Source organism: Saccharopolyspora thermophila, from assembly GCF_014646075.1.
Taxonomy (GTDB): Bacteria; Actinomycetota; Actinomycetes; order Mycobacteriales; family Pseudonocardiaceae; genus Saccharopolyspora; species Saccharopolyspora thermophila.
This window is the reverse complement of sequence record NZ_BMMT01000002.1, coordinates 191323-203494: the sequence shown is the minus strand read 5'-3', so window position 1 is coordinate 203494 and position 12172 is coordinate 191323. Positions and strand designations below refer to the sequence as shown.

Here is a 12172-nt window from a genome sequence, read left to right as displayed (position 1 = left end):
CCTGTGCGAAGAACTCCTGCCGTGACGCTACGGACACACCCGGCCCACCGGGACTGCCAATCCGTCCAACCGTGGGGATCGCCACTGTCCTGTCCGGCACCCCGAGCGGTGCGCGGTGCCGTCTCCGTCACCCGCGGTCGAGGACCTGCAGGGCCAGCCACAGCTCGGCGCGCACGCCGGGGTGGTCGAGGTTGCGGCCGAGCAGGTCAGCGGCCTTGTGCACCCGGTTGCGCAGCGTGTGCCGGTGCACGCCCAACCGGTTCGCCGCGGGGTCCCACTGCCCGTGGTGTGCCAGCCATATCCGCAACGACTCCACGAGGACGTCCTGCCCGCGCAGGGGCGCCAGGATCGCTTCGGCGAACGCCCGCGCATCGTCGTCGGGGATCAGGTTGAGCAGCCCGTGCCCGGCCAGGTCCGCGAAGTACACGACGACGTCGCCGCGCGCGGCGGTCCGCGCCGCCTGCTGGGCCTGCCGCAGACCCTCGGGCAGGTCGGTGAGCTCGCACGGCTCGGACACGCCGACGGCCAGGCCCGGCTGGCCGGTGAGCCAGTCGAGGCCGGGGCCGTCGGCCACCAGGCCGACCACGGCGCCGTCGTACTCGGCCAGGTACACCGGCGCGCCCGGCTGCTCCGTCGCGAGCCGGGCCACCGCCTCATCGGCGTCGTGGGCCCCGGCCAGCACGACCACCCGGAACGGTTCGGGCGGCAGGTCGGCGCGCAGGTCGCCAAGCACGTCGCCCACCGGTTCGCCGCGCAGCATCAGTGCGAAGAAACCCGACCGCAACCGGCGGCGGACGGCACCGAGCGCCTCGACCTGCTCCAGCGCGAGGGTCAGCAGCGAGGCCGCCGAGTTGATCACGTGGTGGTCGGTGGTGGCGAACGGCCCACCGCGACCGACCACCAGGAAGCCGCGGGCCCGGCCGCCCAGCGCCTGCATGCTGACTTCCTGGTCGCCGAGCGAGAACCCGGCGGCCGCGAGCCCGCGCCGCGCCCGCAGTCTGTCCACTTCGGGCTCGATCTGCGCGACCCGGGAACCGGCCGCGACGGGCGCGCTGTGCAGGAGCCGACCGCCCGCGTCGAGCAGCAGCACCCACGCGTCCAGCAGCCGTGCCAGCTTGCGCACCAGAGCGGCCACGCCGTTGCTGGTACCGGCCGCCTGCGCCAGCTCGTGCTGCGCCTGGCTGGTCCGCCGCAGGCTCGCGTACTCGTCGGCCGCGATGGCGCGCGACACCGCCTTGCTGATCGCGATGAACGGGGTCGGGCGCGGCACCTCCAGCAGCGGCAGCCCGGCCGACCTGGCAGCCGCCAGCAGGTCGGCCGGCACGTCGTGGTGGCTCAGCCCCACGCCGAACCCCAGCCCGGCGACCCCGGCCTCGGCCAGCCGCTCGACGAAGGTCGCCGGATGCTCGGCACGCAGCGCCAGGCCGGTGGTCAGCAGCAGTTCGCCGCCCTCCAGAAACGGCGTCGGATCGGCCAGCTCGCTGGTGTGCACCCACGAGACCGGCCGGTCCAGCGCCGCCGGGTCGGCGTGCGCGACGAGCCCGAGCGCAGCGTCGGCGACCAGGTCGCGCAGCGTCAGTGGCACCGGTCAACCTCCTGACACTGTGGCGAATCAGCACCTCAGAGTTAACCAGATCGTCCACTCCCGTCCGAGGGGCTGCGGCGGCGAACCTGGTCGCGACGACCAGCGCAGTCCTCCCGGAGGTCCCCGTGACAGCCCCCCAGGTTTCCCGCCCGCAGGCCCGCGTGCTCCGCACCGAGATCCCCGGGCCGCGCTCCCGCGAGCTGCACCAGCGGCGCGCCACGGCGGTGGCGGCCGGCGTGTCCAGCGTCCTGCCGATCTACGTCGCCGAGGCGTCCGGTGGCGTGCTGCACGACGTGGACGGCAACTCGCTGATCGACCTGGGCTCGGGCATCGCGGTGACCAACGTGGGCAACTCCGCGCCGGAGGTCGTCGACCCGGTGCGCCGCCAGGTCGCCGAGTTCACCCACACCTGCTTCATGGTCACGCCCTACGAGAACTACCTGCAGGTCTGCGAGGAGCTGGCGGCGCTGACACCGGGCTCACACGACAAGCGCAGCGCACTGTTCAACTCCGGGGCCGAGGCCGTGGAGAACGCGGTGAAGATCGCGCGGCGGGCCACCGGGCGGCAGGCGATCGTGGTGTTCGACCACGCCTACCACGGCCGCACCAACCTCACCATGGCGCTCACCGCGAAGTCCGTGCCGTACAAGCACGGTTTCGGGCCCTTCGCACCGGAGATCTACCGGGTGCCGATGTCCTATCCGGCGCGGGACCGGCGCAGCGGTGCCGAGGCGGCGCGGGACGCCGTGGACCGCATCGAGAAACAGCTGGGTGCCGACTCGGTCGCGGCCGTGCTGATCGAACCGATCCAGGGTGAGGGTGGGTTCATCGAACCGGCCCGGGGCTTTTTGCCCGCGATCGCCGACTGGTGCCGCGACAACGGGGTGCTGTTTGTCGCCGACGAGATCCAGACCGGGTTCTGCCGCACCGGCGCCTGGTTCGCCTGCGAGCACGAGGACGTGGTGCCCGACCTGATCACCACCGCCAAGGGCATCGCGGGTGGGCTGCCGCTGGCCGCGGTCACCGGGCGCGCGGAGCTGATGGACGCGATGCCGCCGGGCAGCCTCGGCGGCACCTACGGCGGCAACCCGGTCGCCTGCGCGGCGGCGCTCGGTTCGATCCGCGCGATGCGCGACCGCGACCTGGCCGCCGCCGCGCGGGCGATCGGCGACCTCGCGTTCCCGCGCCTGCGCGCGCTCGCCGAGGAGACCGGCGTGATCTTCGACGTGCGCGGTCGCGGCGCCATGATCGGCATCGAGTTCACCAAACCCGGGACGGCCGAACCGGACCCGGAGCTGACCGCGCGCATCGCCCGGGCCTGCCACGCCCAGGGCGTCGTGATCCTCACCTGCGGCACCTACGGCAACGTGATCCGACTGCTGCCTCCGCTGGTGATCAGCCACCCGCTGCTCGACGAGGGCCTGGCCGTGCTGGAGTCGGCCGTCCGCGAGCACGCGCGGTGACGGGCCGGGCCGCGGGTGGTCCTGCCGGGTTCTCCGCGCCCGCGGCCCACCCTCACGCCGCTCGCCGGTAGTTCACCGGCCGCAGGTGCCGGTGACCGACGTGCCGCCGCGCCGGTTCGGCGGGCGGCCCCGACGTCGTCGCCCAGTGATCGCCCAGCACTTCCCGGGGCGACCACCGACGCTCACCGCGCTGCACGAGTAGCAACAGCACCAGTCCGGCCACCAGGAACACGTGGGAGAGCAGGCGGCTCACCGGCACCGCGCCGTGCACCAGGTCGAGCACGCTGAACCCGGTCAGCACCAGCAGGAACGCGGCCAGCACCGGCACCAGCCCGGCGGCCGTGCGCGTCCGCACCGCGCTGACCAGCAACCCCAGCCCCAACGCCAGGTTCCACGCGGTGCTCTCGTTGAACAGGTGGGTGCTCATGGACTCGCCGCCGTGGTGCGCGTGCCCGATCCCGGCCACCTGCGCGAGCCCCAGCAGGAGCTGGCACACCGCCACCCCGGCGAGCAGCCGCCGCGGCCACCCCACCGGCGGCGCGATCCGCACGTCCGGGATCGGCACGATCGGGCGGACCCGCAGCCACCGGGACAGCTCGACGGCGCGGTGCTCCCAGTCCCGGCACTCGGAGCATCCCGCCAGGTGCCGCTCCAGGTCCCGTTCCGGCACCGGAAGTCCCTCGCCGTCCAGGCGAGCCGACAGCGCCTCCCGGAAGGCCATGCAGTCCATGGCGTTTCGCTCGCCGCTCATCCGGCACCCGCCGACCGGCGCCGCTCCTCCCCGAGCAGCGCGTCGCGCGCCCGCGCCACCCGGGAGCGGACGGTCCCGATCGGGCAGCCGCACACCTCGGCGGTCTCCTGGTAGGAAAGCCCGAGCACCTGGGTGAGCAGCAGCGCCTCGCGACGCTCCGGGTCGAGCCCGTCGAGCAGCAGGTTCAGCTCGACGATGTCCTCGAACCCGGGCCGCTGCACCCGGTGCTCCTCCAGGGCGTCGACCGGCGACGTGACGTGCCGGGTCCGCTCCCGCCGGAGGTGGTCGGCGGCGACCCGCCGAGCGATCGACAGCAACCAGGTGCGGGCCGAGGACCGGCCTGCGAAGCGCGGCAGGCTCCGAAGCGCCCGCAGGTAGGTCTCCTGTGCGAGGTCATCGGCCCGCCGGGCGTCCAGCAGGTGGGCGAGGAACCGCCACACATCGCGCTGCGTGGCGCGGATGAACGCGTCCAGCGCACCCCGGTCGCCCCGACCCGCGACGAGCGCCAACTCGGTGAGCCGGGCGTCGTCGGCCGCGGAATGATCCATAACTTTGCACGCTACTCACCGCGCACCCGCCGAAGCCCGCCGCCACCACGGAAAAAAGGGACATTCCACCCACGATTGCGGTCAGGTCGCGGACGACCCCGCTCCGGTTCCCGCCCGATTCCGTGATCCACCCGACAGCGGAACCGGGGCGTCCGGCATCAACCGGGTCAGCCTTCGGCGGCGAGCTGGCCGCAGGCCGCCGCGATCTCCTGGCCCCTCGTGTCGCGGACCGTGCACGGCACGCCCGCTTCGCGGACGCGGCGGACGAACTCGCGCTCCACCGGCTTCGGGCTCGCGTCCCACTCGCTGCCCGGCGTCGGGTTCAGCGGGATCAGGTTGACGTGCGCGTACTGGCCGAGATGCTGGTGCAGCTTGCGGCCCAGCAGGTCGGCCCGCCACGGCTGGTCGTTGACGTCGCGGATCAGCGCGTACTCGATCGACACGCGGCGGCCGGTCCGTTCCGCATAGCCGCGGGCCGCCTGCAGCACCTCGCTGACCTTCCAGCGGTTGTTCACCGGCACCAGCGTGTCGCGCAGCTCGTCGTCCGGGGTGTGCAGCGACACCGCCAAGGTGACCTGCAGCCCCTCCTCGGTCAGCTTCCGGATCGCCGGGACCAGCCCCACCGTGGACACCGTCACCGAGCGCTGCGAGAGACCCAGCCCGTTCGGCACCGGGTCGCAGATCCGGTGCACCGCGTCGATCACCCGGCGGTAGTTCGCCAGCGGCTCACCCATGCCCATGAACACGACGTTGGACAACCGGCCCGGCCCGCCCGGGATCTCGCCGTCGCGCATCATCGCCGCCGCCGACCGCACCTGGTCGACGATCTCCGCGGTCGACAGGTTCCGCTGCAGGCCGCCCTGCCCGGTCGCGCAGAACGGGCAGGCCATCCCGCACCCGGCCTGGCTGGAGATGCACACCGTGGCGCGGTCCGGGTAGCGCATCAGCACGCTCTCCAGCAGCGTGCCGTCGTGCGCCCGCCAGAGGGTCTTGCGGGTCGCTCCCTTGTCGGTGTCCAGGTGACGGACCGGGGTCAGCAGTGGCGGCAGCAGCTTCTCGGCCAGCCTGGCGCGGCTGGCCGCCGGGATGTCGGTCATCGACTCGACGTCCGCGGTAAGCCGACCGAAGTAGTGGTGCGCGAGTTGCTTGGCGCGGAACGGCTTCTCCCCCAGCTCGGTCACCGCGACCCGCCGTTCGTCGGCGGAGAGATCGGCGAGGTGCCGCGGGGGCATGCTGTTCCTGCCTTGCCGGCGCGGCGCGTTGAAGACCAGCGGAAGGGAAGTCGCAGACATAGCGCCGTCCAGTGTCCCACGCGGCAAGCAGCGGGCAGCCCGCACCCGGGCACACCGCGAGATCCACCTCACCTTGGGGGCGGCCACCGCACGCGGTACAGTTTTCGTCGTGGCGAAAGTCCGCTCTGCACGTCACCGAAACATGTCTCTCGTCGTGGTGGCCGCGCTGGCCCTCACCGCGGCGTGCGCAACGGGCCTCAGCCAACCCGACGACGAGCGCAAGCGAGTCGTCACCACCTTCACCGTGATCGCCGACATGGCGCGCGCCGTCGCCGGTGACCGCATCGCCGTCGAATCGATCACCAAACCCGGCGCCGAGATCCACGAGTACGAACCCACACCCAGCGACATGCTGCGGGCCGCCAAGGCCGACCTGGTGCTGGACAACGGGCTCGGTCTGGAGCGCTGGTTCGACAGGTTCGTGCAGCGCAGCGAGGCCCGGCACGTGACCGTGACCGAGGGCGTGCCGCCGATGCCCATCCGCAGCGGCGAGTACCGGGGCAAGGCCAACCCGCACGCGTGGATGTCGCCGCGCACCGCGCGGACCTACGTCACCAACATCCGCGACGCGTTCGTCCGACTCGACCCGGCCGGGGCCCACGTGTTCCGCGCCAACGCCGAGGCGTACCTGCGGCAGCTCGACGAGATCGACCGCTACCTGCGCGACGAGCTCGCCACCCTGCCCGAGTCGCACCGGGCGCTGGTGACCTGCGAAGGCGCGTTCTCCTACCTGGCCCGCGACGCCGGGCTGCAGGAGGCGTACCTGTGGCCGGTCAACAGCGACTCGGAAGGCACCCCGCAGCAGATCCGGGCCACCACGCAGTTCGTCCGCGAGCACGGGGTGCCCGCGGTGTTCTGCGAATCCACCGTCAACGACAAGGCGCAGCAGCAGGTCGCCCGGGAGACCGGTGCACGGCTGGGCGCGACGCTCTACGTCGACTCGCTGTCCGGGCCCGACGGTCCGGTCCCGACCTACCTCGACCTGCTCCGCCACGACGCCCGGGCGATCGTCGAGGGCCTGCGCGGAGGTGCCCGGTGACCCAGGCCGTCAACGCCCACCACGTCACGGTCCGCTACGGCGAGACCCTGGCCCTCGACGACGTGTCGGTGGAGATCGGCACCGCCCGTGTCTGCGGGCTGCTCGGCATGAACGGCTCCGGCAAGTCGACGCTGTTCAAGGCGCTGACCGGACTGGTCCGGCCGGACCACGGCGAGATCCGGCTGCTCGGCCGCGACCAGCAGCAGGCCCGCCAGGAGGGCCTCGTCGCCTACGTCCCGCAGTCCGAGGCCGTCGACTGGACGTTCCCGGTCACCGTCGCCGACGTGGTCATGATGGGCCGCTACGGGCACCTCGGATTCACCCGGCGACCCCGCCGCGCCGACCGGGCCGCCGTCCACGCCGCTCTGGAGCGGGTGGGCCTCACCGACCTCGCCGGGAGGCCGATCGGCGAGCTGTCCGGCGGGCAGCGCAAGCGGGCCTTCGTCGCCCGCGGCATCGCGCAGGAAGCGCAGCTGCTGTTCCTCGACGAGCCGTTCGCCGGCGTGGACCGCAGGTCGGAGGCGACGATCAGCGACCTGCTGCGGTCCCTGCGCGCCGAAGGCCGCACGATCGTCATCTCCACGCACGACCTTTCCAGCGTCCCGGAGCTGTGCGACGAGGCGGTGCTGCTGCAGCAACGCGTCATCGCGCACGGCCCGGTCGAGGAGGTCCTGGCACCCGCCAACCTGGCCCGCACGTTCGGTGTCGAGACCGCCGCGGAACCGTCATGATCACCGAGGAGAGCCCGTGAACGACGTCATCCAGTGGTTGGTGGAGCCGGTGCAGTTCGGCTTCATGCAGCGGGCGCTGCTGGTGAGCCTGGTCGCCGGTGTCGTGTGCGCCGTGCTGTCCTGCTGGGTCACCCTGATCGGCTGGTCGCTGCTGGGCGACGCCGTCTCGCACGCGGTGCTGCCCGGCGTCGTGCTGGCCTACGTGCTGGCGGTGCCCTTCTCGGTCGGCGCCTTCCTGTTCGGCAGCCTCGCCGTCGGGCTGATCGCCGCGGTGCGCAGCAGCACCCGGTTGAAGGGCGACGCCGCGATCGGCGTGGTGTTCACCGGGTTGTTCGCACTGGGACTGGTGCTGGTCTCGCGCATCCCCAGCCAGGTCGACCTGAACCACATCCTGTTCGGCAACGTGCTCGGCGTCACCGACTCCGACATCCTGCAGGTGCTGGCGATCGGCGCGATCGTGCTCGCGGTGGCGCTGCTCAAACGGCGCGACCTCACCCTCTACGCCTTCGACCCCACCCACGCGCACGCCATCGGGCTCAACCCGCGGCGGATCAGCGCGCTGCTGCTGACGATGCTGGCCCTGACCGTGGTCGTGGCGCTGCAGGCCGTCGGCGTCATTCTGGTCACCGCGATGCTCATCACGCCCGGCGCGACGGCGTTCCTGCTGACCAGGCGGTTCCCGCGGATGCTCGCGGTGGCCGCGGCGCTGTCGGTGCTCAGCAGCGTGCTGGGCACCTACCTGAGCTTCCACCTGGACACCTCGACGGGCGGCATGATCGTGCTCTGCCAGAGCGGCGTGTTCGCCCTCGCCTATCTCGGCGCACCGCGGCAGGGTCTGATCCCGCGGGCGCTGCGGCGGCGGGCCGCCGCTCGCGGGCGCGCATCACCCGGTTCCGTCGCGGCCGTATCGTGAAAGCATGACGAGTATGGCCGAGCGCCCCTCGCCGTCGGTGGAGGACTACCTCCGGGCGATCTACGGGCTCAGCGAACGAGGCGTGCCCGTCACCAACGCCACCCTGACCCAGCGGCTCGGCCTGAGCCCGTCCTCGGTGTCCGGGATGATCAACAAGCTCGCGCAGCTCGGCCTGGTCACGCACGTCCGCTACCGCAGCGTCGAACTGACCCCGGAGGGGCGCCGCCTGGCCTACGACGTGCTGCGCCGCCACCGCCTGATCGAGCTGTTCCTGGTGGAGGAGCTGAACTACAGCTGGGACGAGGTGCACCGGGAGGCCGACGTGCTGGAGCACGCGGTGTCCGACGAACTCATCGCGCACATCGCCGCCAAGCTCGGTAACCCCACCCACGACCCGCACGGTGACCCGATCCCGACCGCGGACGGCACCGTGGAGCACCCGGCCACGAAACTGCTGGACCACGTCGAGCCCGGCACGGTGGGCACCATCGCGCGGGTGTGGGACACCGACTCGGAGCTGCTGCGCTACCTCACCCAGCACGGCATGACACTCGGCGCCCGGATCGAGGTGGTGGAACGCAAGCCCTTCGGCGGGCCGCTGGTGGTGCGGGTCGGGGAGCCGCCGAACACCGAGACGGAGTTCGTGGGCGGCGAGATCGCCACCGCGCTATCGATCAGCGTGCACGGGTGAGTGCTTCTCGCCGGTGAGCCGCGAGCTCACCGCGCGGGAGGTCACCACCGGCCTTTCCAGCGGGTCCGGCGTGGGGTCGTCGCCGTAGATCTGCTCGGTCACCAGTCGGGCGTGCAGTTCGTCGGTGCGGTGTGCGCCCAGCACCGCGAGCAGCAGGTCGAAGCGGCTGTCGGTGAGGGCCACCGCCACGTAGCAGAACCCGGCCAGGCCGGCGAAGACCATGCCGGACACCCACCACACGGAACCACCATGGACGAGCACCATCACCGCGAGGGCCAGCATCAACCCGGACGCGAAGGCCACGCCGCGGGCGATGGTGACCTGCTTGAGCAGCGCCCGGAACGCCGGGTACTGGTGGCACAGCTGCCGGATGATGCGGGCCCGTTCGCACCGGTCCAGCTGAGCAAGCCGACTCAGGCCCGCGGTGACCGGCTCCGCCGCGCGGTGCGCCATCGCTGCTCCTGTAACCGTGGTGGCTTGCACTTCCGGGGCGACGGCATGCGCGTACGCACACCGCGTGACCAGTACTAGTCGATCACGAGCACCGGGTGGGTATCAAGGCGTCATTCGGGGGCGTTCGCGTTGCGGAAAAGGCACCGAACAGTAACGCCACCGGAGGGCTGTTCCGCCGACCTTGATCGGCCACCCGGGTTTTTGCCCCGGGGGCTGCGGTCACCCTGTGAGAGCCGGGTCCGGTGCTGGGACCGCCGGACCGCTTGCGCGAGGAGGGAGCGATGGCCATTCCCGTGGGCGCGCCCGCCTGGGTGGACCTGGCGGCGGAGCAGATCGCCGAGGTCCGGGACTTCTACACCGAGCTGTTCGGGTGGCGGTGGATCAAGCGACCGGACTACAACATCGCCCTGAAGGACTCCACGCCGGTGGCCGGGGTGATGCCACCGGAGACCGACGCACCAGCGGCGTGGATGCTGTATCTGGAGTGCGGGTCGGCACGCCGTGCGGTGGAGCGGATCCGCGCACTCGGCGGCAAGGTGCTGGTCCCGCCGACGGAGACACCCGCCGACGAGACGTTCCTGGTCGCCGAGGACCCGTCGGGGGCGCCGATCGGGTTGTGGGAGTCGCCGCCCAACGCCGCGTTCGGCCGGGACCACCCGGGCATGTTGTGCTGGGCGGAGCTGCACACCCGCGACAGTTCCTCGGCCGATCCGTTCTATGCGGAGCTGCTGGGCTACCGCCAGGAGCAGATCGGCGAGCCGGGCGAGGGTTTCGACTACACCGTCTGGTACGTCGACGACCTGCCGACCGTGGGGCGGTTCGAGACAAGCTCGGCGCTGCCCGAGGACGTCCCGGCGCACTGGCAGCTGTACTTCCAGGTCGATCCTGCCGTGGGCACCGACGCGACCGCGGCCAAGGCCGCGGAGCTGGGCGGTGCGGTGCTCCGCGAGCCATCGGACTCCCCGCACGGCCGCCTGTCCCTGGTGCGGGACGTCGCGGGCGCCACCTTCTTCGTCATCGACACCAGCCAGCGCACCGGGGAATGAGGGTGCCGAGCCCGGCGGACACCGGGACCGGCGGCCACACCGGGCTCGCGCCGGGCACGTCGGCGTTCATGGTCCGCCCCCGTCAGAGCACCAGCCCGGCCGGTTTGGTGCGCGTCCGAAGGCGGTAGGCGACGGGAATCGTGCGGCCAGGCGTCTCGCGGGCCGCCCGGGCCGCGACCTTCGCGGAGAACTCGATGCCCAGGACCGCTTCGAGCGTCTCCCGGTCGTCGAAGCGCCACAGCGTGTCCACCGAGGTGCTCTCGAAGCCGTGGCGCTGGAAGAACGCCTCGATCCCGGCGGGATCGATCTGCGGCGCGTCCGCGCGCATCCACTCGCCATAGGGGGCCCGGGCCGTGTCCAGGTCGACGATCGCGATCACGCCGCCCGGGCGCAGCACCCGCTCCGCCTCGGCCAGTCCCGGCTCGCAGCCCGGCCCGAAGAAGTACGCCGTGCGCGCGTGCACCAGGTCGACGCTGGAATCCGGCAGCGGCAGCTGCTGCGCGGGCGCGACCCGGACATCCACCCCGGGCGTGCCCGCCATCCGCCGCCGCGCGCGCTCGGCCAGCGGCGGATGCGGCTCGACACCGATCACCGTGCCCGCCGTCGAGGCGAACAGCGGCAGGTGGAAGCCGTCCCCGCAACCGACGTCGACGACGTCCTTCCCGCTCCAGTCGCAGCGCTCGCGCAGCGCGCGCCACACGGCGCCGGTCACGTCCTGGGCACGGTTCTCCTTCTCGTAGAGCTCCGGCCAGTTCCAGATGTTGGGGCTCGGCGTGACCTGCTGACCAGCCCGCTTCCGCCAGGTGCGCATCAGCTCGGGAGCAGCCAGAACAGCATCATCCACGCCACCGCCGCCGACGGCAGCAGCGAATCCATCCGGTCCATCAGGCCGCCGTGACCGGGCAGCAGGTTCCCCATGTCCTTGATGCCGAGATCGCGCTTGATCAACGACTCCATGAGGTCGCCCAGCGTCGCGCTGACCACCAGCGCCGCCCCGAACAGCGCCCCCTGCCACCACTGGCCGTCCAGCATCAACGTCACCGACAGGACCCCGGCGACCACACCGACCAGCATCGACCCGGCGAAACCCTCCCAGGACTTCTTCGGGCTCACCGTCGGCGCCATCGGATGCCTGCCAAACAGCACCCCGAACGCGTAACCACCGGTGTCCGAGGCGACCACGCCGATCATGAAGCACAACGCGCGGTACGCGCCGTCCTCCGGGCGCACCAGCATCGCCGCGAACGCGGCGAACAACGGCACGTACGCCGCGGTGAACACCGAGGCCGTGACGTCCCGCAGGTAGCCGTCCACGCCGTGCCGGAACCGCCACGCCAGGCAGGCCAGCACGGTGATCGCGAACGCCACCAGGATGCCGCGCAGCCCGAACAGCCAGGACAACCACACCATCGCCTGGCCGCCGAGCAGCACCGGCACCAGCGAGACCCGGATCCCGGCACCGCGCCGCAGCGCATTGGCCAGCTCCACCGACGACACCGCCACGGCGGCGGCCACGATGCCGATGAACACGAACCGCACCATCAGCAGCGACAGGATGATCGCGGCACCGAGCACCACCCCGACGCCGATGGCGGCACGGAGGTCGCGTCCGGCCCGGGAAGGAGGCGAAGGCGGGTCCGGGCTGTCAGCGGGCATCCTG

13 protein-coding genes are annotated in these 12172 nt (G+C 72.1%); 6 read left to right on the top strand and 7 right to left on the bottom strand.

All coding sequences use genetic code 11. The annotated features are described in order from the left end of the window. Nucleotides 1-127: 127 nt before the first annotated feature. Nucleotides 128-1585, bottom strand: coding sequence for a PucR family transcriptional regulator (locus IEY17_RS04365; RefSeq protein WP_188985693.1), 1458 nt, complete (start codon nucleotides 1583-1585; stop codon nucleotides 128-130). Between the two features lie 125 nt (nucleotides 1586-1710). On the opposite strand from IEY17_RS04365, the gene gabT reads away from it, so the two are divergent. Then, entirely contained in the window at nucleotides 1711-3048 is a 1338-nt protein-coding gene (gabT, locus tag IEY17_RS04360) for a 4-aminobutyrate--2-oxoglutarate transaminase (protein WP_188985691.1), read from the top strand. A gap of 52 nt (nucleotides 3049-3100) precedes the next feature. On the opposite strand, the gene IEY17_RS04355 is transcribed toward gabT, so the two are convergent. The 3 genes from IEY17_RS04355 to rlmN form a co-directional block, all read right to left on the bottom strand. Further along, nucleotides 3101-3799: a zf-HC2 domain-containing protein gene (locus IEY17_RS04355; RefSeq protein WP_188985689.1), complete on the bottom strand. Its 699-nt coding sequence runs from the start codon at nucleotides 3797-3799 to the stop codon at nucleotides 3101-3103. Then, nucleotides 3796-4347 (bottom strand): sigma-70 family RNA polymerase sigma factor, encoded by a 552-nt coding sequence (locus IEY17_RS04350; RefSeq protein ID WP_188985687.1) that lies wholly within the window; start codon nucleotides 4345-4347, stop codon nucleotides 3796-3798. The genes IEY17_RS04355 and IEY17_RS04350 overlap by 4 nt, the downstream gene beginning before the upstream one ends. A gap of 167 nt (nucleotides 4348-4514) precedes the next feature. Further along, on the bottom strand, nucleotides 4515-5639 hold the full coding sequence (gene rlmN, locus IEY17_RS04345) for a dual-specificity RNA methyltransferase RlmN (RefSeq protein WP_188985685.1): 1125 nt from the start codon (nucleotides 5637-5639) through the stop codon (nucleotides 4515-4517). 142 nt (nucleotides 5640-5781) lie between these two features. Between rlmN and IEY17_RS04340 the strand changes: the two genes are divergently transcribed. The 4 genes from IEY17_RS04340 to IEY17_RS04325 are packed head-to-tail and all read left to right on the top strand — an operon-like array spanning nucleotide 5782 to nucleotide 9013. Further along, nucleotides 5782-6678: a metal ABC transporter substrate-binding protein gene (locus IEY17_RS04340; protein WP_188985683.1), complete on the top strand. Its 897-nt coding sequence runs from the start codon at nucleotides 5782-5784 to the stop codon at nucleotides 6676-6678. Continuing rightward, nucleotides 6675-7409 carry a metal ABC transporter ATP-binding protein gene (locus tag IEY17_RS04335; protein ID WP_188985680.1) on the top strand — a complete coding sequence of 245 codons (735 nt, stop codon included), beginning with the start codon at nucleotides 6675-6677 and terminating at the stop codon, nucleotides 7407-7409. The genes IEY17_RS04340 and IEY17_RS04335 overlap by 4 nt, the downstream gene beginning before the upstream one ends. Nucleotides 7410-7425: 16 nt before the next feature. Next, nucleotides 7426-8322, top strand: a complete 897-nt coding sequence (locus IEY17_RS04330; RefSeq protein WP_229679837.1) for a metal ABC transporter permease — start codon at nucleotides 7426-7428, stop codon at nucleotides 8320-8322. 13 nt (nucleotides 8323-8335) lie between these two features. Further along, complete coding sequence (locus IEY17_RS04325; RefSeq protein WP_373289846.1) at nucleotides 8336-9013, top strand: metal-dependent transcriptional regulator; 678 nt, start codon at nucleotides 8336-8338, stop codon at nucleotides 9011-9013. Here the strand turns inward: IEY17_RS04325 and IEY17_RS04320 are convergent. After that, on the bottom strand, nucleotides 8990-9466 hold the full coding sequence (locus IEY17_RS04320; RefSeq protein ID WP_188985676.1) for a hypothetical protein: 477 nt from the start codon (nucleotides 9464-9466) through the stop codon (nucleotides 8990-8992). The two genes, IEY17_RS04325 and IEY17_RS04320, sit on opposite strands and share 24 nt — an antisense overlap. Nucleotides 9467-9747: 281 nt before the next feature. Here IEY17_RS04320 and IEY17_RS04315 point away from each other — a divergent pair, with 281 nt between their 5' ends. Continuing rightward, entirely contained in the window at nucleotides 9748-10512 is a 765-nt protein-coding gene (locus tag IEY17_RS04315; protein ID WP_188985674.1) for a VOC family protein, read from the top strand. 82 nt (nucleotides 10513-10594) lie between these two features. On the opposite strand, the gene IEY17_RS04310 is transcribed toward IEY17_RS04315, so the two are convergent. Beyond that, nucleotides 10595-11323: a class I SAM-dependent methyltransferase gene (locus IEY17_RS04310; RefSeq protein WP_188986275.1), complete on the bottom strand. Its 729-nt coding sequence runs from the start codon at nucleotides 11321-11323 to the stop codon at nucleotides 10595-10597. Continuing rightward, nucleotides 11323-12168, bottom strand: coding sequence for a phosphatidate cytidylyltransferase (locus IEY17_RS04305; RefSeq protein ID WP_188985672.1), 846 nt, complete (start codon nucleotides 12166-12168; stop codon nucleotides 11323-11325). Before IEY17_RS04305 ends, IEY17_RS04310 begins: the two co-directional genes overlap by 1 nt. Nucleotides 12169-12172: the final 4 nt, after the last annotated feature.